Annotated in this window: 26 protein-coding genes and 1 pseudogene; 11 read left to right on the top strand and 16 right to left on the bottom strand. The window is 68.4% G+C overall.

Translation table 11 applies throughout. From position 1 onward, the window contains the following. Positions 1–2: 2 nt before the first annotated feature. Together ABT294_RS29410 and ABT294_RS29405 are read right to left on the bottom strand one after the other, a co-directional pair. Entirely contained in the window at positions 3–1,133 is a 1,131-nt protein-coding gene (locus ABT294_RS29410) for an aminotransferase class V-fold PLP-dependent enzyme (RefSeq protein ID WP_350809529.1), read from the bottom strand. After that, positions 1,130–1,540, bottom strand: coding sequence for a RidA family protein (locus ABT294_RS29405; protein WP_350809528.1), 411 nt, complete (start codon positions 1,538–1,540; stop codon positions 1,130–1,132). The genes ABT294_RS29410 and ABT294_RS29405 overlap by 4 nt, the downstream gene beginning before the upstream one ends. Before the next feature lie 172 nt (positions 1,541–1,712). Here ABT294_RS29405 and ABT294_RS29400 point away from each other — a divergent pair, with 172 nt between their 5' ends. The 5 genes from ABT294_RS29400 (at position 1,713) to ABT294_RS29380 (ending at position 6,107) form a co-directional block, all read left to right on the top strand. Next, entirely contained in the window at positions 1,713–2,528 is an 816-nt protein-coding gene (locus ABT294_RS29400; RefSeq protein ID WP_350809527.1) for an IclR family transcriptional regulator, read from the top strand. A 52-nt stretch (positions 2,529–2,580) separates the two neighbouring features. After that, positions 2,581–3,537, top strand: coding sequence for a thiamine pyrophosphate-dependent dehydrogenase E1 component subunit alpha (locus ABT294_RS29395; RefSeq protein WP_350809526.1), 957 nt, complete (start codon positions 2,581–2,583; stop codon positions 3,535–3,537). Continuing rightward, positions 3,530–4,528 (top strand): alpha-ketoacid dehydrogenase subunit beta, encoded by a 999-nt coding sequence (locus ABT294_RS29390; protein ID WP_350809525.1) that lies wholly within the window; start codon positions 3,530–3,532, stop codon positions 4,526–4,528. The genes ABT294_RS29395 and ABT294_RS29390 overlap by 8 nt, the downstream gene beginning before the upstream one ends. A gap of 11 nt (positions 4,529–4,539) precedes the next feature. Beyond that, complete coding sequence (locus ABT294_RS29385) at positions 4,540–5,538, top strand: NADP-dependent oxidoreductase (protein ID WP_350809524.1); 999 nt, start codon at positions 4,540–4,542, stop codon at positions 5,536–5,538. 83 nt (positions 5,539–5,621) lie between these two features. Then, entirely contained in the window at positions 5,622–6,107 is a 486-nt protein-coding gene (locus ABT294_RS29380; protein WP_350809666.1) for a spore-associated protein A, read from the top strand. A 183-nt stretch (positions 6,108–6,290) separates the two neighbouring features. Here the strand turns inward: ABT294_RS29380 and ABT294_RS29375 are convergent. The 5 genes and pseudogenes from ABT294_RS29375 to ABT294_RS29355 form a co-directional block, all read right to left on the bottom strand. Beyond that, positions 6,291–6,518, bottom strand: a pseudogene (locus ABT294_RS29375) (LysR substrate-binding domain-containing protein); the annotation flags it as partial. Beyond that, positions 6,407–6,898, bottom strand: coding sequence for a LysR family transcriptional regulator (locus ABT294_RS29370; RefSeq protein ID WP_350809523.1), 492 nt, complete (start codon positions 6,896–6,898; stop codon positions 6,407–6,409). The gene ABT294_RS29370 and the pseudogene ABT294_RS29375, both read right to left, overlap by 112 nt. Positions 6,899–6,963: 65 nt before the next feature. Beyond that, on the bottom strand, positions 6,964–7,302 hold the full coding sequence (locus tag ABT294_RS29365; protein WP_350809522.1) for a hypothetical protein: 339 nt from the start codon (positions 7,300–7,302) through the stop codon (positions 6,964–6,966). Positions 7,303–7,685: 383 nt separating this feature from the next. Beyond that, positions 7,686–8,093, bottom strand: a complete 408-nt coding sequence (locus tag ABT294_RS29360; protein ID WP_350809521.1) for a DUF5999 family protein — start codon at positions 8,091–8,093, stop codon at positions 7,686–7,688. Then, positions 8,014–9,003 carry a WD40 repeat domain-containing protein gene (locus ABT294_RS29355; RefSeq protein ID WP_350809520.1) on the bottom strand — a complete coding sequence of 330 codons (990 nt, stop codon included), beginning with the start codon at positions 9,001–9,003 and terminating at the stop codon, positions 8,014–8,016. Before ABT294_RS29355 ends, ABT294_RS29360 begins: the two co-directional genes overlap by 80 nt. A gap of 506 nt (positions 9,004–9,509) precedes the next feature. Between ABT294_RS29355 and ABT294_RS29350 the strand changes: the two genes are divergently transcribed. Further along, a complete protein-coding gene (locus tag ABT294_RS29350) occupies positions 9,510–11,183 on the top strand; it encodes a protein kinase domain-containing protein (protein WP_350809519.1) in 1,674 nt (557 codons plus the stop codon). A gap of 327 nt (positions 11,184–11,510) precedes the next feature. On the opposite strand, the gene ABT294_RS29345 is transcribed toward ABT294_RS29350, so the two are convergent. Both ABT294_RS29345 and ABT294_RS29340 read right to left on the bottom strand, forming a co-directional pair. Continuing rightward, positions 11,511–11,867, bottom strand: coding sequence for a hypothetical protein (locus ABT294_RS29345; RefSeq protein ID WP_350809518.1), 357 nt, complete (start codon positions 11,865–11,867; stop codon positions 11,511–11,513). Between the two features lie 280 nt (positions 11,868–12,147). Next, positions 12,148–13,446 (bottom strand): amidohydrolase family protein, encoded by a 1,299-nt coding sequence (locus ABT294_RS29340; RefSeq protein ID WP_350809517.1) that lies wholly within the window; start codon positions 13,444–13,446, stop codon positions 12,148–12,150. A gap of 103 nt (positions 13,447–13,549) precedes the next feature. On the opposite strand from ABT294_RS29340, the gene ABT294_RS29335 reads away from it, so the two are divergent. Then, on the top strand, positions 13,550–14,059 hold the full coding sequence (locus ABT294_RS29335; RefSeq protein ID WP_350809516.1) for a MarR family winged helix-turn-helix transcriptional regulator: 510 nt from the start codon (positions 13,550–13,552) through the stop codon (positions 14,057–14,059). A gap of 267 nt (positions 14,060–14,326) precedes the next feature. Here the strand turns inward: ABT294_RS29335 and ABT294_RS29330 are convergent, their stop codons facing one another. Together ABT294_RS29330 and ABT294_RS29325 are read right to left on the bottom strand one after the other, a co-directional pair. Continuing rightward, positions 14,327–14,713 (bottom strand): putative quinol monooxygenase, encoded by a 387-nt coding sequence (locus tag ABT294_RS29330; protein ID WP_350809515.1) that lies wholly within the window; start codon positions 14,711–14,713, stop codon positions 14,327–14,329. A 74-nt stretch (positions 14,714–14,787) separates the two neighbouring features. Further along, positions 14,788–15,447, bottom strand: a complete 660-nt coding sequence (locus tag ABT294_RS29325; RefSeq protein ID WP_350809514.1) for an NADPH-dependent FMN reductase — start codon at positions 15,445–15,447, stop codon at positions 14,788–14,790. A 107-nt stretch (positions 15,448–15,554) separates the two neighbouring features. On the opposite strand from ABT294_RS29325, the gene ABT294_RS29320 reads away from it, so the two are divergent. The 4 genes from ABT294_RS29320 (at position 15,555) to ABT294_RS29305 (ending at position 18,328) form a co-directional block, all read left to right on the top strand. Next, positions 15,555–16,040 carry a MarR family winged helix-turn-helix transcriptional regulator gene (locus ABT294_RS29320; protein WP_350809513.1) on the top strand — a complete coding sequence of 162 codons (486 nt, stop codon included), beginning with the start codon at positions 15,555–15,557 and terminating at the stop codon, positions 16,038–16,040. Between the two features lie 551 nt (positions 16,041–16,591). After that, on the top strand, positions 16,592–17,149 hold the full coding sequence (locus ABT294_RS29315; RefSeq protein WP_350809512.1) for an RICIN domain-containing protein: 558 nt from the start codon (positions 16,592–16,594) through the stop codon (positions 17,147–17,149). Positions 17,150–17,555: 406 nt separating this feature from the next. After that, positions 17,556–18,002, top strand: a complete 447-nt coding sequence (locus ABT294_RS29310) for a hypothetical protein (protein WP_350809511.1) — start codon at positions 17,556–17,558, stop codon at positions 18,000–18,002. Further along, positions 17,999–18,328 carry a hypothetical protein gene (locus ABT294_RS29305; RefSeq protein ID WP_350809510.1) on the top strand — a complete coding sequence of 110 codons (330 nt, stop codon included), beginning with the start codon at positions 17,999–18,001 and terminating at the stop codon, positions 18,326–18,328. Before ABT294_RS29310 ends, ABT294_RS29305 begins: the two co-directional genes overlap by 4 nt. A gap of 11 nt (positions 18,329–18,339) precedes the next feature. On the opposite strand, the gene ABT294_RS29300 is transcribed toward ABT294_RS29305, so the two are convergent. The 5 genes from ABT294_RS29300 to ABT294_RS29280 all read right to left on the bottom strand — a co-directional run bounded on the left by ABT294_RS29300 (position 18,340) and on the right by ABT294_RS29280 (position 23,400). After that, complete coding sequence (locus ABT294_RS29300) at positions 18,340–19,557, bottom strand: FAD-dependent monooxygenase (protein ID WP_350809509.1); 1,218 nt, start codon at positions 19,555–19,557, stop codon at positions 18,340–18,342. Then, positions 19,554–20,951 (bottom strand): MFS transporter, encoded by a 1,398-nt coding sequence (locus tag ABT294_RS29295; RefSeq protein ID WP_350809508.1) that lies wholly within the window; start codon positions 20,949–20,951, stop codon positions 19,554–19,556. Before ABT294_RS29295 ends, ABT294_RS29300 begins: the two co-directional genes overlap by 4 nt. Then, positions 20,948–21,748, bottom strand: a complete 801-nt coding sequence (locus ABT294_RS29290; RefSeq protein ID WP_350809507.1) for a YoaK family protein — start codon at positions 21,746–21,748, stop codon at positions 20,948–20,950. The genes ABT294_RS29295 and ABT294_RS29290 overlap by 4 nt, the downstream gene beginning before the upstream one ends. Positions 21,749–21,976: 228 nt before the next feature. Further along, positions 21,977–22,195, bottom strand: a complete 219-nt coding sequence (locus ABT294_RS29285) for a gamma-glutamyltransferase (RefSeq protein WP_502912154.1) — start codon at positions 22,193–22,195, stop codon at positions 21,977–21,979. A gap of 92 nt (positions 22,196–22,287) precedes the next feature. After that, positions 22,288–23,400 (bottom strand): DUF3500 domain-containing protein, encoded by a 1,113-nt coding sequence (locus ABT294_RS29280; RefSeq protein WP_350809506.1) that lies wholly within the window; start codon positions 23,398–23,400, stop codon positions 22,288–22,290. Positions 23,401–23,440: the final 40 nt, after the last annotated feature.

The following is a 23,440-nucleotide window of genomic DNA, read 5'->3' as shown; positions in this document are numbered from 1 at the left end:
TCTCACTCAACTCGATGATCATTTCCGGTCACAGCACCAGCAGGGGCGCCGCCGTGGGCCAGGGCGCTCGCGGCGGCTGCGGCGTCGTGCTCGTCATTGAAGTAGTGGAAGCCGAAGCGGACCCGGTCGCCCAGGGCGGTGGCCCGCACGCCGCGCTCGCGCAGCCGTACGGCGATGCCGTCGGCCTGGCCGGTGCGCAGGACGACGATGTGGGAGGCGGGACCGTCCGTCACCCGCCGCAGGCCGGCGGCCTCGGCCCGCTCGGTCAGCTCGCCCGCGAGGGCGAGGCAGTGCCGTTCGACCCGCTCGGCGTCCAGCGAGGCGAGCAGCCGCAGCGCGGGGATCGCCCCGACCCAGGAAAACCAGGCCGGGGAGGCGTCGCAGCGCGCGGCGTCGGGCGCCAGGTCCGCGGGACCGCCGAAATAGCCGTACGGCGGGCTCGTCGACTTCCAACTGGGCGCCAGGGCCCGTAGCCCGTCGACCCGGTCTGGCCTGGTGACCAGCCAGGCCGCGCCGCGCGGGCACAGCATCCACTTGTAGCCGTGCACGGCGAAGTAGTCGGGGCGGATCCTGGCGGCGTCGAAGCGGAGCGCCCCGAGCGACTGGGTCAGGTTGACGAACAGCCGCGCGCCCACCCGGTCGGTCGCGGCGCGCAGGGCGGCCAGGTCGAGCCGCTGCCCCTCCCTGCTGGTCACCTCGCTCACCGCCAGCAGGGAGACCCGGTCGTCCAGCGCGTCGACCAGGTCCTCCACCCGCGTCACCCCGTCCCGCGTGGGCACCGCCACCACCTCGTGCCGTGCCGACCAGGGAAACAAGTTGCTGCGGAACTCCTCGGCAGGCACCACGATCCGGCCGGGCGGCAGCGAGGCGGCGACCGTGGCGGCGGCCTCGGCGAGCGACCCGAGAGTCGACACGGTCGCCGGATCCACACCGGTGAACTCGGCGAACAGGGTGCGGGCAGTGGCGGCGGCCGCGTCCCAGTCCTGCCAGTCGAAGTCGCCTGAGGACCAGGCCGACAGCGTCTCGCGCAACGCCTCGACCACGGGCCGCGCGCCTGGCGGAGCGCCAGGGGTGTCGAGCCACACCGTCGACGCGAGCGCGGGGAACAACGCGCGGAACTGTGCCGGGGTCATCGGCGCGGGACCGCGACCACGGCCTCGATCTCCACCGCCAGTTCCGGGGTCGCCAGCGCGACGACCACCGCGAGGGAGTGGGCAGGCCAGTCGCCGTCCGGATACCACCTGCCGAACACCTCCTGGCGGGCGGCTCTGCAGCCGTACAGGTGCTCAGTGCCCGCCACCAGCGTCATCAGCTTCACCAGGTGCTCGGGCCCGACGCCGAGCGAGTCGAACAGCCGCTCGATGTTGGCGAAGATCTGCCGCGTCTGCGACCGTGCGTCAGAGCCCGCCAGGGTGCCATCGTCCAGCACGCCGACCTGGCCGGAGACGAACACCAGCTCGTGGTCGGCCGGCACGCTCGCCAGATGGCTGTACTGGCCGATGGGCGGGGCGATGGCGGCCGGGTTCCAGCGGCGGATCATAGGCGGTCTCTTTCCTCGCGACGCGTTCATCCAGGTTCACGCTAGACGCAAGCCCCCGGTCGCCCGCGCCGCCTGCGAGGCTGATTTCAGATAGTCGAAAATTGGTTTCAACCTGGTGCGAAAACCAGGGCGAGGGCGGCACAGTGTGACCATCCGGAGGAGGTGACCGACGATGTCTGAGCAGCAGAGCGACGACGAGCGGGAGAAGACGACCGTGCTCCACACGCTGGAGCGCGGCCTCCTCGTGCTCGAGGCCGTCGCAGCCGCCGACGGCGCCGCGACCGCGAAGGTGCTCAGCCGCCAGCTGGGCCTCAAGCTCGGCACCTGCTACCACCTGTTGCGCACTCTGGTCGCGACCGGCTACCTCGTCCGCCTCCCCGGCGGCTGCTACGACGCCGGTCCGCGCGCGGCATCGCTGAGTCGGCACCTGCAGCAGCGGGCGGGGCCTTCGCCCGAGCTCGCGGTCATCTTGACCAGGTTGCACAACAAGACCCAGGAGGCCTCCTATCTGTCCGGGTGGCGGCACGGCACGCTCACCATGCAGCACTACCTGTTGGGCCTGCACGCCGTGAGCGTCGGCGGCCTCGACGTCGGCTACACCGGGCACATGCACGCGCGCGCCTCGTGCAAGGCGGTTCTTGCCTTTCTGCCCCAGGAGCAGGTGGCCGCCATGTTCGAGGGGGTAAAGCTGGAGCGGCTGACCCCGAGGACGATCACGGACTACGACGCGTTCATCGCCGAGCTGGCGCTGGTGCGCCGGCAGGGCTACGCCCTGGATCGTGAGGAGTTCAGCGAAGGTGTGTCCTGCGTGGCCGCGCCGTTCTTCGACGGCTCGGGATGTCCGGTCGGCGCGTTCACCGTGTCCGTTCCGATGACCCGCTTTCTCGAACGGCAGGCATGGTTGACCACGGAGGTCCGTGAAGCCTCCTCGATCGCGACCGGGCTGCTGCGTACCGGCCGGTTGGCGGTGCCGCAGGCCGTGCGCTGAGCGTCACAAGCTCTGCCCGGATCACTTCGACGAAAGGAGCGTGGGTACCCCCATGCCGGAAACAGCCAGGTTGCTCGATTTCCTCGAGTCGATGCGGCGGATCAGGTTCTTCGAGGAAGAGGTCGCCAGGCTGCGGGCAGCCGGTGACGTGGTCGGCTCGGTCCACCTGTGCGACGGTCAGGAAGCGATCTACGTGGGGGCCTGCGCGGCGCTCGACCTGACCAGGGACGCGGTCTTCCCCACCTATCGCGGGCATGGATGGACGCTGGCCTGCGGGGCGCCGCCGTACCCGCTGTTCGCGGAGCTGCTCGGGCGCGAGAGCGGGATCAACGGCGGCCGCGGCGGGTCGGCGTATCTCACGGCGCCCGACCATGGCATGTACGGCGAGAACTCCATCGTGGGCGCGGGCGCGCCGATCGCGGCCGGTGCCGCGCTGGCCGCCACCTTCGACGGGTCGGGCCGCGTTGCCGTGGCCGCCTTCGGGGACGGTGCGATGAACCAGGGCGCCGTGCATGAGGCGATGAACTTCGCCGCCGTGCGCCGGCTCCCGGTGATCTTTCTCGTGGAGAACAACCTCTACTCGGAGCTGACCCCGATCTCCGCCATGGCGCGGGTGGACACGCTGTTCAGACGTGCCGCGCCGTACGGCATGCCGGGCGCGCGAATCGACGGCAACGACCCGCGCGCGGTCGAGCGGGCGGTCGCTGAAGCGGTCCAGCGTGCACGGGAGGGCCAGGGCCCGGTGCTGCTGGAGGCCATGACGCAGCGCATCGTCGGTCACTACATCGGCGACGCGCAGCACTACCGGCCCGCGGGGGAGCTCGATCGGGCGCGCGCAGAGGAGCCGATCACACGGCTGCTCGCGGTGCTCAAGAAGGCAGGGGTGTCCGAGACGGAGCTGGAGACCCGCTCCGACCGGGTTCGCGCCGAGATCGCGGAGGCGTCGCGGCGCGCGCTGGCGGACCCGCTCGCCGATCCCTCGACCGTACTGGAGCACCTCCATGCCTGAGTCGACCTTGCACCTCTCCTACGCCGAGGCCGTGAACGCCGCATTGCACCGCGCACTGGCCGAGGATCGGACGACCCTGCTCTTCGGCGAGGACGTCGCCGTCCCCGGTGGTGTCTTCGGCGTGACGAAGGGGCTGCGCCAGCGGTTCGGGGAGCGGGTGTTCGACACGCCCATCTCCGAGTCCGCCATCCTGGGCGGCGCCATCGGTGCCGCCATGTTCGGCGCCCGGCCGATCGCCGAGATCATGTGGGCGGACTTCTCGCTGGTCGCGCTGGACCAGCTGGTCAACCAGGCGGCCAACGTCCGCTACGTCTCCCGCGGCAGGGTGGGCGCGCCCATCACCGTACGCACGCAGCAGGGCCACGCGCCCGGCGCCTGCGCCCAGCACTCGCAGAGCCTCGAGGCGCTCTTCGCCCACGTACCAGGGCTCCGGGTGTGCATGCCCGCCACCCACCAGGACGCCTACGACCTGCTGCTGTCCAGCATCTGGTGCGACGACCCGGTGGTTGTCATCGAGAACAGGACCCTCTATCACGCCGGCAGGCAGGACGTCCTGATCGGCGGCGAGGTGCGGCCCATCGGCGGAGCCCGGATCCGCCGACCAGGCGCCGACGTGACCGTGGTGACCTGGGGCGCCATGCAGCACCGGGTGCTCGAGGCCGCGGACCGCCTCGCCGCGCGGGGGGTCGAAGCGGAGGTCGTCGACGCCAGGTGGATCAGGCCGCTGGACCTCGACACGGTGCTGGGCAGCGTCAAGCGCACCAGACGACTTGTCGTGGTACACGAGGCGCACGTCACCGGCGGGGTGGGCGGCGAGATCGTCGCCGCGGTGGCCGAGGCGGGGATACCGCTGCGGCGGCCCCCGATCCGGGTCGGCGCCCCGCCGACCCGGATCCCGGCCGCGCCGGCACTGGCACAGGCCGTCATCCCGTCCGCCGACACCATCGCCGAAGCGCTGACCCTCGCGGTCTCGCCCGGCGAAACCCGATGAAAGAGGAGATCATGGGAGACTTCATCGCCGTTCACCAGACGGCCAGACCACAGGGGGCGCCGACGCCGGAGGAGTTCGCGTTCGTCACCGGCCCTGTCCCCTCACCCGCCCAAGGGACGGCCTTGGTGGAGAACCTCTGCCTGTCGGTCGACCCCTACATGCGCGAGTGCATGGACGGGGAATGGCAGCTGAACAGCCCGCTGGAAGGACGCTCGATCGGGCGCGTCATCGCGTCAAGGGATCCCCGGCTGGCGGTCGGCGACCTGGTTTTCCACCGCAAGGGGTGGCGGACGCACGCCGTGGTCGGCCCGGACGAGGCCCGCGTCCTGCCTCGGGTGGACGGTGTTCCCACCAGCACCTTCCTGAGCCTGCTCGGCGGCACGGGGCTCAGCGCCTACGTGGCGCTCACGCGCGTCGCCAAGCTCCAGCCGGCGGAGTCGGTGTTCATCTCCGGAGCCGCCGGCGGCGTGGGCACCGCGGCCGGGCAGCTCGCCCGAATCCTAGGTGCCGAGCGAGTGATCGGCAGCACGGGATCGGCGGCCAAGGTCAAGCACCTCACCGAGAACCTGGGCTTCGACGCGGCCTTCGACTATCACGAGGGGCACGTCGCCGAGCTCCTCGCGCGGGCGGCGCCTGACGGCGTCGACGTCTGCCTGGAGAACGTCGGCGGCGAGCATCTGGAGGCGGCGATCAGCGGCGTGCGCCCCCACGGCCGCATCGTGTGGTGCGGCGCGGTGTCCACCTACAACGACCTCGGCCACCCGCCCGCCGCCCCCCGCAACCTGTACGACGTGGTGGGCAAGAGCATCCGCCTGGAAGGCTTCCTCGTGCGCGAGTATGGGCATCTGCAGGCCGAGCTCGAGGCACTGCTCATCCCACACATCCAGTCGGGCAGTGTCGTAGTGGACCAGACCGTCGTCGCCGGATTCGACCGCGTCGTCGACGCTTTCATCGGCATGCTCGGCGGGCGCAACACCGGCAAGATGATCGTCCAGATCACAGAGGAGTGAGCGAACCTCCGCCTATCGATGATGTCATCCGCGCAGGTCATTCGGCTTGCCCGGCTTCTCCTGGCGTGCGCCGCAGGGATCGGATGATTCAGCTCGGCGTCGACTACTTCGTGGCGATCTTTTGTCGAGAGAACCACGCTTCCGTTGAAAAGAATGATCGACGAAAGGAAATTGCAGTGCGGATACGCAGCAAGGTCGCAGCTCTGGCCAGCGTGGCGGTGGCCGCTTCCTGGCTCATCGCAAGCGCTGCACCGGCTAGTGCGGCCGGTGAGTGTGGGGCTGGCTATGTGAAGGCCGGCGACTACCAGATCGGATCGCTGGGCTCCTTGGAGGTGTACTACAACTCCGCCAAGGGGAAGAACTGCGCTATCACCCGGGCCACCAAACCCCGCTCCGGCTTCAAGCAGGTGGCCATCGGCCTGGCGGGGAAAGTCTGGAGCGACGTGGATGAGGGAACTTATACCTACTACGCGGGTCCTGTGTACGTCTCCGCACGGGGCCAGTGCATCGACGTCCGGGGATACATCGGCAAGGCCGTGGTCATGAAGAGAGGCGTCCACTGCGGCTAATTGGCCGGCGAGACGTCGTCGTTGACCTGACATCGCGAAGTCGTGATCGATCGGTTCGCCGTCGCCGGCCGCCGGGGCGGACGGCGACTGGCCGCCTCCCGGCGAGCCGCCGGTCCAGGGGCGCGACAACACCCATCCGCGAAAGCGTCCGGCAGCGGCAGGCAGGCGCCGATCTGAATGCCACGACACCCCGATGGTCCGGAAGGCGTCCTCGTCGCTCAACGGCACGAGAGTGATACCCGCGACTGCCGGTGCCGTGGCCCCGCCCGGAACGAACGCAACGCCGAGCTCGGACCGCACTAGCGCTTTGATGGTCGCGATCTCCGCGCTTTCGAGGACGACGTCCATGTGAACCCCGCGGGCCGCGAAGAGGGCATCGGTGGTCTGCCGAAGCCCGAACCCTGCCGGCATGGCGATGAAGCGCTCGTGGAGGACTTCCACGAGCTCGACATAGGACCGGTCGGGGCGTACTCGCCCAGGAGATCCGGCACGAGCCAGGTGCCGAACGAATGGAGGAACGCGAGCTCCACGGTGCCAGTGCGCGGGCCACGTATGGGGGCGATGTCGTCCTCGGCTTGGGCCAGCTCACGCAGCGCGGCTTCGATACGGGCGACCAGCGCTCGGCCGTACTGATTGAGCCGAAGGCGACGGTTCGGCCGGTCGAAAAGCTCCACACCGTAAGCCTGTTCGAGTCGTCTGATGGTCCGCGACAGCGCCGGTTGCGAGATGTTGAGCATCGCTGCGGCGCGCGAGACATTCTGCATCTCCGCGACCACGAGGAACGAGCGCAACTCGTCGAGACCTACGTGACTCGATTCCGTTCTCGGCCTTCCTGTAAGCGTTCTGAGCGGCGGATTCAGCCGCCGCCGGAGCCGCGGCCGCCGAATCCGCCGCGCTGGATCACGGTGCCACTGCGGCTGACGATCATGACGTCGGCGGGTCGGACCGCCGTGCCGCGCGCCACCCTGGGGCCGATCCGTGTCCCGCCGTAGTACCAGTCGTAAGCCCCGTGCGACCCGCCGTAGCGCGGGTCGTCGCAGTTGTCGTCGTCCACGACCAGATACGACCCGTCGAGCAGGCGGCTGCTGGCAAGGTCCACGCAGTCCGCGCCGACCTCCTCGTGCGCTGCGCAGGGTCCGACAACGAGCAGGGAGACGATCCCGACTCCGGTGAGGACGACGACCTTGGACGCCATCGATCCTGAGCGCTCAGGCTCGGGCGTGCGGAGGGTTTAGCGGGCTTCCTGTCCGGCACGCGAAGGGCGCTGAGTACAGGCTTGCGGGGGCGGTTCTGTCGGTGAACCAGAGAGTGAGCCGGATCGGTCCCGGTGCATGACGCAGTGCGTTGGTGACCAATTCACTGACGAGCAGGTCGATCACCCCGTTGAACCCTTCGAGTTCCCAGGCGGTCAGCCGAGCGCACGTCAAATGTCGCGCCTTGAGCACCGAGGACGGATGAGGCGGCAAGGCCCAGGAGGCGATCTGGGCGCCGGGGCCGTGCAGCGGCTGGGTGGCGAGTTCGCCGACCAGGCTCGTAGGCGTCCGGTTCCCGAAACGGCCTTGAGCGGCTCGGTCTGGCTCATGCCGCACATCTGTATAGGCTGCGGTGGTCAGGGATGTTGCGTCCGTCGGGCAAAACTTCGCCGGTGCCCTCGAAGACGGCGACTCCGTTGCAGAGCAGGCCGGCCGGGGCGGATGACTCCTCCGCACATCGACAGGATTTCAGATAATCGAAAAACACTGCTGTCTGGACCACAGCGACGAGGACATGCTGCGCACTTGCGGTTGCAGGGTGCCAAGGTCGAAGCGCAGGCCATGCGGCGAACGTAGCCACTGGCTGACCACTGCCACCAACTACACCATCACCCCTCAAAGCCCCTTGTGACCCGTTGGTGAGCACAGATGTCTCATTCGGTGAGCTCTGAGAGCGCCGGCCACACCTCCACGGCCGCGAAGGCGCCGGGGAAGGAGCACACCAGCCGACCATCCGGAGTGAAGGTCATGGTGCTCACCGGTATCCATCCCGGCCCCGGTTCCGGTCCCATCACTGCGAGCGGTTGCCCGCCTGGGTCCAGGAGGTATACGCGTCCGCCGTAGTCGACGGCCACGGTCCCGTCCGCCGGATTCAGCGCCGCCACGCAGGTGTGCACCATGTCCTTTCCCGGGATCATGTGCACCCTGTCGTGTCGGGGTATCGTCTCCCAGTTCGCCAGGGGACGCCGGCCGTCGAGGCCGCCCACGCACAGTTGACCGTCGGCCGCCAGCACGCGATCGCGTACTGAGTCTGCCAGGACGGTCCGGATCCAGACCCCGTTGTCACTCGCGGGCGAGCTCAAGGCTGGAAATCGGGAGTCGGCGTCCCGCAGCGTCCGGATCGGTACGCCTGTCCGCAGGTCCCAGAGCACGATCGAACGATCCCAGCTCATCGTGATCACATGGCGCTCGTCGTGGGTTACCGCGACCCACATCACCTCTTCCGTGCCCGGCAGCGTGAATCTGCAGGATCCCTGGCGCAAATCCCAGACCCGCGTACCGTCCCGGGCCGCCGTGACCACGACTCGACCCACCGCCGATACCGCCAAGATCGGGTGGCTGTGCCCGGGCAACTCCATGGCTACCGTCCAGCTCGCCACGTCCCAGATCCGGATGCCGTACTCGCCGAAGGCGTGCATGCTCGTGGCCATCAGCCGACCATCTGGGGTCACCGAAAGCGCGGAGACCCCTAGCGAGCCCGACTCCACTCGGACCACTTCACTGGTGGACAGCGAGACGGTGAACAACTGGCCGTAGGCGTCGACGACCGCACAGGTGTCCCCGTCAGGGAGGACCGCTCGCGCCTCGGGGATGTACGCATGCTCGATCCCTATCTTGCGAATCGGTGTCAGAACTTCGATCAACGGCTTGCTCCAGGGTCGGTGACAACGCGCCGACCGCTGCGACCCGGACCTCGAAGCGATCTGGCGATCAAGTCCCGCCAACCATAGCGGTCAAGATCGACAGCTGCCTCGGCTTCGCTGGCGACGCCTCAAGTTCGGCGGCAGGAGGCAGATCGGCACCACGCCCGCGCTTTACCTATGCAACCCCATGACACTGTCGCTATATCTCATCGACATCACCGCCCCGACTACCACGCGGCCGTCGCTCAGACCAGCGAACAAACGTTGCTGCTTCTCACGGCCACAACCATCGTGCCTCTGCCCGAGGTTCTCCCGGCCGCTCAGACGCCCAGGTGAGCATACGCACTCGCCATCCCGACGCGCTCGCTGCGAGACGCATGATTCCGGTGAGACCACGTCAGCTGGTATACAGGCCTACCCCAGGCGACAAGATCTTCCTTCGGGACACGCGCCCATTTGGGATCATCGTCCCCGACCGGTGCAGATCTCGACGCGAAAGAGGTGCCATGGCCGACCCCCTGCACGACGGCGATCCGACCCTCATCGGCTCCTACCGGCTGCACGCGAGGCTCGGCGGGGGAGGAATGGGGCAGGTGTTCCTGGGCCGTTCCCCGGGCGGGCGCCTGGTGGCAGTCAAGGTGGTCCGGCCAGAACTGGCCGACAACGCCGACTTCCGGCGTCGTTTCGCCGCCGAGGTGGACGCGGCCCGTAAGATCGGCGGCTTCTACACCGCGCAGGTCGTGGACGCCGACACCGACGCCGCCCGGCCGTGGCTGGCCACCGCCTACATCCCAGGCCCCTCCCTGCACCAGGCCGTCGACGAGCACGGGCCGCTCCCGCTGGAGTCGGCCGCGGTGCTCGGCGCGGGGCTGGCCGAAGGACTCGCCGCCGTGCACGGCTGCGGGATGGTGCACCGCGACCTCAAACCCGCCAACGTCATCCTCGCCGAGGACGGTCCCCGCCTGATCGACTTCGGCATCGCCCGCGCCCTGGACGCCACCAGCCACACCCAGACCGCCACCGTGCTGGGCACCGCGGCGTTCATGTCCCCTGAACAGGCCATGGCGCAGGAGATCGGGCCGGCCTCGGACGTGTTCTCGCTCGGCTGTGTCCTCGCCTTCGCCGCCACCGGCCGCGGCCCGTTCGGAACAGGACCCGCCCACGCGGTCGTCTACCGCGTCGTGCACGCTGAACCCGACCTGCGCGCGGTGCCCGCCCCGCTGGCCGATCTCGTGGCCGCCTGCCTGGCCAAGGACCCCGCCGCCCGGCCCGGCCTGCAGTACGTGCTGACCCGCCTCACCGCCCTCGCGACTCCCGGCCAGGGACGGTGGCTGCCGGAGGCGCTCACCCAGGTCATCACCGAACGCCGGACCACGGCACTGACCGCCCTGCACGACCCGGCCGCTGCAACCGGCAGTCTCCAGCAGATGCCGCCGCCGCCAGAGCACACTGGTCAGCAGCGTTCACCCCAGCCGTTGCTGGTCAACGAACGCCGCCGACGCCGCGGCAGCGAACCGAAGTTCCCCTCCACCGGCTACCAGATCGCCGTGTACGTGCTGCTCGCCCTGTTCGCCCTGGTGTCGGTGTCCACGGTGGCCCACCAGATCGCCGTCCTCGACGACGCCGGACGGTACTACGACGAGTCGACCTTCGACGGCATGCGCGATATCCACGAGAGGGTCGGCGCCGTCCTATGGGCGGCCCAGATCGTCTCCGGCCTGGGGCTGGCGGCCTCGTGGCTGCTCTGGTTCCACCAAGCACGCGTCGCAGCCGAACAGCTCGCGCCCGGCCGGCTGCGATACCAGCCCTCCATGGCCGTGTACGGCTGGCTCATCCCGATCGGCAACCTGCTGCTGCCCAAACAGATCGCCGACGACATCTGGCACGCCTCCAGCCCGCCCGGACGCGACGGCACGACCGCGCCGGCCTGGCTCCTGCACGCGTGGTGGGCTCTGTGGCTGGCCACGCTCCTGACCTGGCCCCTGTTCTGGATCGAATGGACCACACTTCTCAGGACAAGCTCCATACTCCGGGAGGGTGGCGAGATCCTGACGTACGAGTTCAGGCTGAGAACTTGGCCCAGCCTGGCCGTGCACGCGCTGGTCGTGCCGACAACGATCGTCACTGCCCTGTTCGTGCGGCGGCTAGGCACCATGCAGGCGGCCAGACTCGACAACTAACCGCCACCTCCACGCTGGCTGTCGGGTTCCGGCCGTCAGGTGCTCGCCGGGTCCGTCATCGACGGCGCCGGTGTCGGGCCAGGGCTCGCGGGGGTGACGACAGTCGGCTCCGAACCCGCCGGGCTTCGCTCCTCTGCCTGCTCGTCCTTCAGGGCGCGCCTCCTCGCCCGATCCGCAGCGGCTTCGATCATGGGTCATATGGGCAAGCATGATCTCGGCCGTCTTCGCCTCTCAGAAGAGAGTCGAGAACCGGAACGCCGGGCTTATCGGCATCTAACTGCCCACGCGGCGAGCCCTTGACAATTCGAAATGTCGTCAGCTGGGGCCTCAGCTTCTTAATCGACATGTCCTCTTCCGATCGGCAAACCCCACGGGTATGGCGTGTACGGCGTTCTCGGCCTCGGGTGCGGCGCGGACGGCAGACCCCGCGGGCAACGACAGAGGCAGTTGGTTCAGCCAGTCGTCGCGGAAGTCCTCTGCGATCAACCCGCGGCTTTCCCATCGTGCAGGATCCTGATCATGGGGGCCGATGAGGTCGTCGCGGCCACCGCCTCGGATGAGCTGGTCGAACAGTTCTTCCTGGGCAGAGGGATCGCCGGGCACTCTCCTCGCGACGATCGACAGCAGGAGCATGGCCGGATCCCTGGTCAACGGCGCCGCCGCCTCGTAGGTGGTGAGGTCCACGAGGCGGAACTGGTCGGGTAGCAGTTCGCCCGCCCGGGTTCGTGGGACCAGGACGTTGCCCGGGTGGAGGTCGCCGTGTGTGTAGCCGCGCAGGTACTCGATCCAAGGGCAGCCGTCCCTGTAGATCTGTCCTCGGTGATCGGGATGAGATCAGCCACCGGCAGCGCGGGCTCGTGGCGTTGAGACCAGGAACCGTTGTCTCGCCTGTTGGTGTGCACCAACGGGATTCGAGGAATCCGCATCTGTCGAGCTGGCGCGTCTGAACCTGGAATCGGCCGTGTCAGGCTGTGGGGTGGCCCTCCTCCCAGCTTGGCCGCCCGGCCCGCAACGTCCCGATGTGGTGTGAACGGTCGACCAGGTGCGCGATGTCCGCGTAGGGGTCGGCGTCGAGCAGTAGCGCGTCGGCGACGGATCCGGCAGTGATCGTACCCGGTGACGTCGTTTGCTGGCCGATCTTCTCGGCCGAATGCCGGGTGCCGGCCGCCAAGACCGCGGGCATCGGCAGACCGGCTTTCGCCAGCAAGCGCAGTTCGCGCAGCAAAGCGACGGGCGGCGCGGGCAGCAGCATGGCCACATCGCTGCCCGCGGAGATCTTCACTCCCGCGTCGTGCATCAGGGCCAGAGTGCGCATCGCATAGTCGAAACGGACACGGGATTCCCGCGCGGAATGCCGGGGGAACTCGCGTCCGTAGATCGGGCGGCTGGTGATCTGCGGGATGTCTTCGTGCGTGGCGAAGCCTTCGTCGACCAGTTGCCGCAAGTAGCCGGCATCGCCGTTGTTCGCGATCTGTTCCCAGGTGACCAGGGTGGGGCAGTAATAGGTGTTCGTCTCCGCCAGCAGTGCGGCGACATCGTGGGCCTCCGCGGTACTGCTGGGGTCCTGCGGCCGGAAGGCGTGTTCGATGCCGTCCGCGCCGGATGCCACCGCCTCCTCCAGATCGGTGCGTTCGTGGACGTGCACGAGCACCTTCTTGCCCTTCTCGTGTGCGGCCGCGACGATGGCTTTGAGGGCATCAAGGGGCAGCTTGTCCGGAGCGCCGGGTTCGTCGTCGTAGATGCACTTGATGAAGTCGACCTGGTCGGCCAGCTCCAGTGCTTGACGATAGGCGACGTCGGCGTTGTCGGTCTGGTAGGCGATGGAGGCACGCTTCGGATCACTCAGGACCGGCCACCCCTCGATCCCGGTGAACACCGGCCCGGCGAAGAACAACTTGGCGGCGGCGTCGGTGGCGGTGCTGCGGTAGTCGCGGACCGCGAGTTCGATGTCCAGTGGACCGCCGAGGTTGACGACGCTGGTCACCCCGACATTCAGGAAGTCGGTGAGTAGCTGGGAGATGTACTCCGCGCGCTTGTTCTCGGGCTTGGAGTAGGCGTGTCCGCTCAGGTGGGTGTGACTCTCCCACAGGCCCGGCACCAGGTAGCCGCCCCGCGCGTCGATCACGGGATCCTCGCCGGCCGCCGGTCGCGCGTCAGCCGCCGGGCGGATAGCGCTGAACCGCCCGTCGGTCACCACTACTTCGGCATCGGCGATCGGCGCGGCTGCCTGTCCGTCGATGACGGTCACATTACGGATGATCACGTGTGTTCCCTTGTCTGGACGACCAACTGCATAGGCTCCTATGCACTCAGGACCGTATAGGTGCCTATGTAATAGGTCAATAGGGTCCTATACACTTCGTGGCGTGACGCTCCCCAGGTTCGACTCCGCGCCAGCCGCGTTGATCAACATCGCCTCGCGTGCGTTGTCCCGGGTCAACGACCGGCGACTGCGACCGCTGGGGCTGACCTTCGCGCAGATGCCCGTGCTGGCGGCGCTGAGCAAGGCCGACGCGCTCTCTCAAAAGGAATTGGCGGTGCTGGCCCGGATCGAGCAGCCGTCCATGGCCCAGCTGCTCGCCCGGATGGACCGCGACGGTCTCATCCGGCGCACCCCCGCCGAGCATGATCGACGGGTCAGCCTGATCTCGCTGACCGAGGACGGCCTGGCAAAGCTCACACAGGTGCGCTCAGCGCTGTTCGAGACCAACGATCAGGCGTTGCGAGGCTTCAGCGCCGAAGAGGTCGATCTCCTTCTGGACCTACTGAGAAGGCTTGTCGCCAATCTCGAGGAGAATCCGGCCGACAGCGCGCCCGATGCCGCAGCGGCTAGTCCCGCATTCACCGAGGATCACGTGCCCGACCACCGGTCGTGATCGGGCGGCGAGCGAAGTCGACGAGGTCTGGCGCCGGCCGCGGCGGGCAAGCGGTCGCCTGTGTTACCGGCGCAGCACTATGCGGCACCCACCGCAGGCCATCGTCGGCAGCTCCGCAAGCTCCTGGCTCGCTGAGCAGAACGTGTCCGATAGGCGTGGTGGAGGACCTCGACTGCAGTATGGGTCTGGCCGGCCTTCATTTACGGGGAGTCATCTTGTGGATCCGAAGCTTTCAACCGATCTGAAGATCCGAAGTCCGTACAGGCCCTAGGACGCTGCGTTCAGCGGGTGGATCTCCTGGACGTGCTCGCCGGACATGTCTTCGAAGATCAAGTCTTTCGTGGCCACGTATTCGGCCATGTAGTCGCGCTGACCGTGGGTCATGACGGCCTGGACGCTGACCCAGTGCTCCAGGAGGGTGAACAGGTGCGGGTTGTTTCGATCCTGGAAGATGCGGAACTCCAGGCAGTCCGGGTTGGCACGGGTCGGGCCGGCGATCTTTTCCAGCGCCCGCTCGGCTGCCTCGATCTTGTCCGGCCGGGCCTGCAGCCGCATGGTGAAGACTATGGGCCCCGGGTGCTCCTTCGGGGACGCGGCCTGCCTACGGTCTGTGGCCTCGTCCGGTTCGGGGACGGCGGAGAGGGTGTCGGACACGGGTTCCCACTTTCTCTGGCTGGACTGGCGCTGGCTGCCGGTAGGTGATGGTGTGACGTCCGTTGGTGGCGACGTCATGCCGCTGACTCCTTGGCGGCTTCTGCGTTGAGCATCGCGGTGCGCAGCCGGATCCGGCCCGGCACCAACTCCCCGGCTGCGCGGGCTTGCTCCAGTGCCACCGACCACCACGCCAGATCGTCGAGTACGACATCGAGTCCCACGTTCGTCAGGGGGCTCGTCGGCCGGCCGGCGTCATCGAACGCGTCGTTGACGAACGGGATCACGACCGTGTTGCGAAGCGGCACGGCCTCTGTCTCCACCACGATCTGGGCGAGGTGCTCGATCGCCCGAATCCCGCCCCCGATGCCGGCGCTGTAGCCGACGACGGCGACCGGCTTGTTGCGGAACGCGTTGGACTGCCAGGCCGAGTCGATGGCGTTCTTCAGGACACCCGGGAGGCTGTGGTTGTACTCGCCCGTCACGACGATGTAGGCATCCGCGTCCTTGATCTTCCGGTTCCATGCCTTCACGACCGGCTCGGAGTACGTCGGGTCGTTGATATCGCCGAGGGTGCCGAAGTGCTCGGAGAAGAACGGCAGCGGCCAGTCCCGCAGGTCCAGCACCTCGACATCGAAGCTTTCGTGGGCGGCCGCGACGGACGCCACCCAGGGCGCCACCCGATCCGCCGCCCTGGTCGGGCGAGTGGTTCCCACGATGATCTTCAGCTTGGACATCCGCACCTCCGGGTTGTGATCAACAGATCGTGAGCGTATCGCTAGTCATTGCAGAACACCAATCATTGCAGAACGCAAATCATGCTGGACAGGGATACGCTTGCAGAATGGAAAGCACGCGGACGACCTTCGAGGGCCTGTCCATGCCGCTGATTGCCCACCTTGCGCGCATGGGGCGGCGTGCCGTCGACGCGTCGACCGAGCCCGGCGGTATTCGCCACCGACAGGTCATCGCGCTCAACCTGCTGAGCCAACGCGGGGCCATGAGCCAGCAGGCACTCGGGGAGATGCTCGGCCTAGATCCAAGCAACGTCGTTGGACTCCTCAACGAACTCGAGGAGCGTGGGCTGACAATCCGCCGTCGCGACCCGGCCGACCGCCGACGGCACATCGTCGAACTCTCCGAAGGTGGCGAGACGGAACTAAAGGCGGCTCAGGCGCGACTCACGAGAGTTGAGGGCACGATTCTCCACGCGCTCAGCCCCAAGGAGCGCGCAACCCTTCACGAGCTGCTGTTGCGCGCGGTCGGCGCCGATCGCCCCGAGTCCGACGAGAGCGGTCCGCGCCTCGCGTCGCCGCCTCAGTGCGACTGAGAAGCTGCTGGATTGCGCGGTGGCAGTACGCCTCCGGCCGGCCGCCCCTGCCCCGCACATGGCGGGCGCACTAACGGCGCGGCAGAGTTCGCTTGACGCTGCGGACCGCACACTCGCCTCCCCTTATAGGGCCTTCGACGCTGGACTTCGGCCCGGCCCGTTTCCAGGCCGGGCCGCCAGCCTGCTACCGGGCTCCCTGACGATTACCCGGACCGGACTTGCGCCGGCTGGCGACGACGAGCTTCCGATCAGGTCATGACCGCATCAGCGATCACCTCCAGATCTCTGGGCGTACTCCACGGAGCGGTGTAAAGGCCAAGCAAGTGTGAGAGGGACAGTGGTGCTGGTCAGCGTAGACGGTGGCCTGCCATAGAGGCCTCGGGCTGGCTCACGCCACAATCGGCGTAGCCCGGTGTAACCAACAGGTGTGGACGAGAGCGACCGAGGCGCGCGGAGATCACTACCTACAGCTAGTAGTCGATCACTCATTGTATAAATGCTGGGGTGTGCTGCCCAAGCCCAAAGGGCGGCCTGAACCGAGGGAGATCACCTTGAAGGCACCCAGGCGAGCGTTCGCCGCCAGCCTGTGCACCCTAGCGGTCAGCGGGGCGATGCTGAACGCCGGCTCGGCCGCGCTGGCGGAGAACGCCCCGCTGTTCAGGGCGAAGCTGATGGCCAATCACAGCGGCAAGTGCCTGGACGTCGCGGCAGCGAGCCAGCTTGACGCGGCGTTCGTCCAGCAGTGGATGTGCTACGACGCGCCCGATAACCAGACCTGGAACTTCGTCGCTGTTGGCGACAGCGACCTCACCGACGGCTACCTCGCCGACGGCTATTACACCATCCGCGCCGACCACAGCGGCAAGTGCTTGGAGGTCGCGGGTGGGAGCACCGCCGACAAGGCAACGGTGCACCAGATGACGTGCGGCCCTGCCAAGACCAATCAGCAATGGCGGCTCGTCCAGCGGCGCAACGGCTTCTTCAGTGTGGTCGCCCGCAACAGCGGCAAGTGCCTGGAGGTGCCGGACGGGAATCTCAATAACGGGGTCGGCGTGGTGCAGCAGGGGTGCTCCAAAGACCGGCCCTATCAGGAATGGAAGCTCCTCTGAGCCGCCGGTCATGACCGGACGCTGCGTGGGCGCAGGCACGCCGGGCGCGGAACCGGCGGGGGCCCCGCGCAGCGCCCGATCCGGGCCAACGGGCTCGGCCGCTCAGACAGACTGTTGAGTTGGGCGTCGGACCAAGGACACCTCCGAGGGACATACGGTAGCCCCGTGTCCCTCGACTGTCCCAGATAGACAACCGCATTTTGCGCAGGTGGGTAGCGGTTCGGGGACGCGGGGGACACCTCTCAATAGCGGACGGGCCTGCGGTAAGGGTCGACGAACACGGCCGATTCTCCGCGCGAAGCGCGTTGGAAGGCGTGCGAAGCACCTGTAGCGCGTCAAAACACCTTCGCTACCGCATCGAGCTGGGGTTTGACCCAGCCTCCCCGCGCCGACAAGATCACGTCGTGTGCCTCTTCGCCTGCTCTGTCTGCTCACGGTCCGGGTGTTCGGCTGGCTGATGCTGCTGGGCCGTAGCCAGGCGTCGAAGGATGTGGAGATCATGGTGTTGCGGCTTGAGGTGGCGGTGTTGCGGCGTCAGGTTGGGCATCCGAAGCCGGACTGGGCTGATCGGGCCGTTCTCGCGGCGTTGGCCCGGTCGCTGCCGGCGGTGCTGCGCGCTCATCGGCTGGTCACTCCGGCGACGTTGCTGGCGTGGCATTGTCGCCTGCTCCGACGCGCATGGATCTACCCGCATCGTGGCGGACGTTCGAGGACGAGCCGGGAGATCCGGGACTTGATCGTCCGTCTGGCGCGAGAGAATCCAGTGTGGGGCCATCGACGGGTGCACGGTGAGCTGGTGTGGCTCGGCCACCGAGTCAGTGAGGCGACCGTGCGGCGCATCCTGTCTCGATGAGCGAGCGGCATCATTCCGCCTCCTCATCCGTGACCGGGACGCCAAAGTTCACTGTGGCATTCGATGAGGTCTTCGCAGGTGAGGGCATCGCGGTGGTGAAGACGCCACCGCGAACGCCGCTGGCGAACTGCTATGCCGAGGGGTGGGTGCGTACGTTGCGGGCCGAATGTACCGACCGGATGCTGATCTACGACGAACGGCACGGTTGGTGCTGGGTGAGTATGCCGATCATGACAACGGTCATCGGCCGCACCAGTCCCGCCGACAGCACCCGCCCGACCATGACGAGCGGACCATCGTGCCGTTGGAGGGCCGGGCCTGGATAGCCGGACCGGGCTCACGTCATGGGCGTGAACTCGGGCAGGGTGAGGGCCGAATGGGCCGGTCGTCCCTCCGCGAAGGGTATGGAGCTGAGGTTGCGTAGCCTGTTGTTGCGCTGCTCCAGGGCCTGGGCGGTGGTCGGGAAGAGTGTGGCACCGCCCTCGTCGACCAGCCCCTGGTTCAGGGTCACGAACTCACGGGTGTCGTGTTCGTAGACGGCGAAGCCCGCGGCGTGGTCTCGGTCGGCCAGGGAACCGGCGAGCATGTACGCGCCGACGAGTGCGAGGCTGGTCCCCTGTCCGGTGAGGAACGAGGGCGCGTACGCGGCGTCGCCCACCAGCGTGACCCTGCCGCTGGACCAGCGGGGCATGTGGATCTGGCTGACCCCGTCGAAAAACACGTCATCCGCGTCGCGCATGGCGGCCAGCATGCCCGGGACCTCCCATCCCGCGTCGGCGAAAACCTTGGCGACCAGGTCGCGTTGGGCATCCGGGTCCCGGTAGGCGTCGAACGGCGGTTCCGGCTGGGCGAAGTTCAGGAAGGCGTGCACCTCGTCGTCCCCCACAGCGTAGAGTGCGGCGGCCCTGCCCGGAGTGTTCCACATCACGGTCTCGTGGGAGAGCCCGAAGGTGTTGCGCATGGTGAACACAGCGAAGCAGTAGCCGAGGTACCGGTGGAACTGCTCTTCGGGACCGAACAGCATCTCCCGGGTACGCGAGTGCATGCCGTCCGCACCGAATACCATGTCGAACGTACGGCTGCCGCCCCCGCGGAAGGTGACGTCGACCCCGTGGTCGGACTGGTCGAGGGTGTCGATGGAGTCGTTGAACACGAACTCCACGTCGTCTCGGACCGCCATGTAGAGAGCGTCGGTCAGATCCCCACGCCGCACCTCCAGATCCCGTCCCGCAACCCCGCCGGTGACGGCATGCGGGTGCAGCGAGGTCACCTCGCTGCCGTTCCCGTCGAGGAAGGTCAGCCGGCGCAGGTCGATGTGTGCGTCCTGCAGCTGTGGCAGGATCCCCATCCTCCGGACGACGTCCAGTGCGGTGCCGCGCACGTCGATGGGGTAACCACCGCTACGAAGCGCGCCTGCCTTCTCCACCACCGTGACCGCGTATCCGCAGCGGTTCAGCCAGAACGCGAGGGCGGGACCCGCGATGCTGGCCCCGGATATCAGGACCTTGCGCCTCGGTGTGCTACGGACATCCGTCAGCTGATCGGTGTGGGTCATTCCTTGACTCCTTTGCTCATGATATGGACGACAGGCAGAGACAGCACCGCGACGACGCCAGCGATGAGGAAGCCGGTGACGAAGGCCGATTCAGTTGGGACATCCGACCCGGAAGGGGTCCCCGAGGCGAGGAGCGCACCACCGAGCATGCCGCCCACGGCGGAGCCCAACACGCGAGTCACCAGGACCAGGCTGGTGGCGATACCGGTGTCACTTTCATCGACGGAAGAGGCGATACTGGTGATCATGGCCGTGACGCACAGGCCGTTGGCAAGCGCGATCAGCGCCTTGCCGATGACGATGTGCCAGACCTCGGTGTGTGCGGCTGACAGGGCGAGCAGGGCGGCGGCCATGATGACGGTCGCGGTCGTGACCACGGCGCGTGAGCCGAAGCGCCGCTCCCCGATCCCACCAGCTGGTCCGGCCAGCGTCGCGGCCACGGCGCCAGGCAGGAGGATGAAGCCGATCTCGGTGGGGCTGGCCCTGAAACCGTATCCGTCGCCGGACAGGCCGAGCAGTTGCGGAACGAGATAGACCCCCATCGCGGTACCGAGGCATACCACGAACGTCACCACACACGACTTCCAGATCACGGGCCGTGCCAGCATGCGCAGATCGACCATAGGCGCGGCCGCGCGACGTTCGACTGCTATCCATCCGGTCACGAAGGCGGCCAGAACCACGATGAGGGCGCCGAGCATGAGCGGCTGCGAGCCGGCCTCGGGCGCCAGCGCGAACACGAGCATGAGCGTGACCAGGATCCCGCTCAAGAGAAACAGGCCGGGCCAGTCGATCCCGGCGTCGTCCGACCGGCCCGGCGGATCAGACGGCATCAGTCTGTTCACCAGTAGGGTGAACCCGATGATCGCGAACGTCGGCACCGCGAACATCCAGTGTCGGGAGAGTGCTTCAGCCGCGGGCCCGGCCGACAGCAGTCCCACCATCGAGCCGCCCACGAACATCCCGCTGACCAGCCCGATGGCCACCTTCGACTCCTTCGCGGGGAGGTGTTTGCGCACCACGATGAACGAGAGGGGCAGTGCACCCACCATGGCCCCCTGGAGTATCTGACCGAGCAGCAGCACCGGCAGGTTGGGCGCCAGGGCCGACACCAGGCCTCCGACCGAGACCACCGCCATCAGCCGGATCAGGACTCGTTTTCCGCCGTAGCGGTCGCCGAACTTGCCTGCGAGCGGTGTGATAAGCGCGCCGGTGACGGCGAGCACGATGCTGAGGAGCGCCCCTTCGGCCGGACTCATGTCCAGCTCGCGTTGCAGGAGCGGGAGCGTCGGTGCCACCACCGACTCCAAGGCACCGCTGGCGACTGCCAGCATGCCGAGGGCCCTGACAGCGGCCTTCCCCATGGGGACCGGGAGGGCCAGGGTCGCGGTCATGAGCGTCCTTTCCGTTGCTGGGCGAATAAGGGGTCGGCCGTATGCGTAGCGCGGCCGCCCGCGCAGCCCGGCGATGGCACAGTCGCGGAACTGCTCGTTGGGGACGTGGCCGATCCAGTCGTGGCTGCCACTTCGTATTCGGCGGAGCGGGCGAATGCGTGGCCGAGGCCGCTCGTGGCCAGCACGACGAGCGCTGCCGCCACCACCGCGAGACCTTCGTGCACCTGGCACAGCGCCGCGCCGGTGGCCGCTCCGACGATGATGAGCGTGACGGCCGCACCTCGCCGCGGTGCCCCTTGACGGCGGGCCGCTCCCAGCCGGGAGTCTGCCGCGAGGCCGGTCAGCGTGGAGGTCACGACCACGGTGGTGACGTCCTTCACCCCCAGGTGGCGGGCCGTCGCCGCCTGCACACCCATCACCAGGGCGAGCGACGACGCCATCAACGCGCGGGCGCCGGGGGCGCCCGCCCCGGTTACGGCCAGGCCGAGCGCCGTGGCGGCCAGGACCAGCCCGGCGCCGCCCAGCAGACCCGTGCACCGGCGGCGCCAGCCCGGGGCGGCGGTGCGCAGCACCCGCCCGGCCACGGCCGCGCCAACAAGAATGGACACCAGAGCCACGACCGGACCTAGCACCGGCAACCCCGTCCCGCCCGTGGCCGCCATCCCGAGGATGACCACGTTGCCGGTCATGTTGCCCGCGAACACCCCGTCCAAGCGCAGGTATCCGACAGCGTCGACGACACCCGTCGCGAAGGTGAGGGCGAGCATCAGACCCAGCGGCGTCACACGCCGTCGCACAAGCCGGCCCTTGGTGCGGGTACCGGACGCAACGCCGCTCATCGCCCTGCCACGTAACCCTGAGCACCGCGCGGGTTTGCCGCCGCCTGAAGGTCGCCGCTGTTCGGATCACGCGTGACGACTGACAGCCGGCCCTGGCTCCATGGCCCGGAGACGGTCACGTCGTGGCCGCGTTCGCCGCGTCCGCCGGATGTCCGTAGAGGGCCTCCCGGCCAACCATGGCCGTCTTCAATGCCTCGAGGAGCGTGGCCTCTGTCCCGCCGGCACGAGCGGAGACGAGCCCGCCGCGGTCGCGAACACGGCGACGAGATAACCGCCCGGCCCGTTGACATGGGGTTCGGTGGGCAGCACGAAGGCGCAGGCCGTCGCCGCGTCGAACGCGTCGCCACCCTGCTCCAGTACGGACCGGGCCGTCGCGGAAGCCGGCCAGTGCGTCGACGCGAACATGCCGAATGATCCCCGCAGCGTGGGGCGCGTCTTCTGAGTGGAGCGTCGGTCGGTGACGGTTGTTGACCGGCCATGCCATTCACATCCCGTTCTCAGGACACGTGGTGGGCTGCGTGATGGGCAGCGAGGACGTCACCGCCGAAGTCGGTCTCAGGGTCCCGCCACACGGCGTGGGCGTGATTGACGCCGCGGTGGATGTTGGTCCACTCCACGAGCAGCCGCGGGCCCTGCAGGCGGTAGTAGTGCGGCTCGCCCGCCACGGTGGAGCCGGCCCAGGCGAGGTGCACGGCGTCCAGCGCCACCGGGTCGTCGTAGCGGGGCAGCGGGGACACCCCGTCCGGGACGCGGTCGAGGTAGGTACCGAGCAGGGCGCGCAGCATCTCCCGCTGCGCGGCGTCGAGTTCGGCGCCCGGCACGCCCTTGGGCGTCAGGGTGAGGGCCAGCGCCCGCTGGTTCGCACCGTCGAGGCCTGTGGCCGGGTTCTGGGCACCGTCCGGGATGTGCGGGCCGGGCCGCCAGAGTTCGCTGCGCTTCACCACGCGGTCGTCGATCCGGGTGCTGTTGCCCGCCACGATGTCGTTCGGGGCGCGGGGCAGCAGTACCGCGCGGGCCGCGCACTCGGGGCGCAGGGAACGGACCAGCTCGCGGGCCAGGTCCTCGGCCGTCCCCAGCGGACGCAGCGTCGCGCCGCCCAGCAGCGGTGACGCGGCCGGGTCCGCGCCCAGGAAGCACGGCGTGGAGGCAACAACCCGCCCGTCCACCACGAGGTTGTTGAGCGAGACGTGGTGGCCGCCGAACCGCCATCCCCACGGCCGCCGTCCGCCGGGCTCACCGAAGACCCGCATGTAGTACATGCCGGGGTCGCGGGTACGTTCCCGCCCCCAGTTCACCGAGAAGCCCTCGGTACGGTCGAGTACGTTCTCCAGGCCGAGCACGGTGGCGACGGTGGTGTAGCCGGCTTCGGACAGTCCGCTCGCGACCAGCCGCATCACCAACCGGTGCTGGGCGGGGCGCTGCTGGTGGAAGGTCAGGCCTCCGTGATCGGTGGGCGTGTAGAACCAGCGGGTGCGTTCGGCCTCGGCCGCGCCATCAGTGCCCGGCGCCGGGCCGACCGCCACCGCGCGCTGGTCCGCGTCCAGGGAGTCCAGCCACGCCTGGGCTGCCTCGGCCATCCGGTTCGCGACCTCGCGGCCGGCGTCAGTCATGACTGCGGAGCCGCATTGGTCGCGGGCGCGCCCCGCTGAT

This window comes from Nonomuraea sp. NPDC000554, from assembly GCF_040300065.1.
Taxonomy (GTDB): Bacteria; Actinomycetota; Actinomycetes; order Streptosporangiales; family Streptosporangiaceae; genus Nonomuraea.
This window is presented reverse-complemented; position numbering and strand designations above follow the sequence as displayed.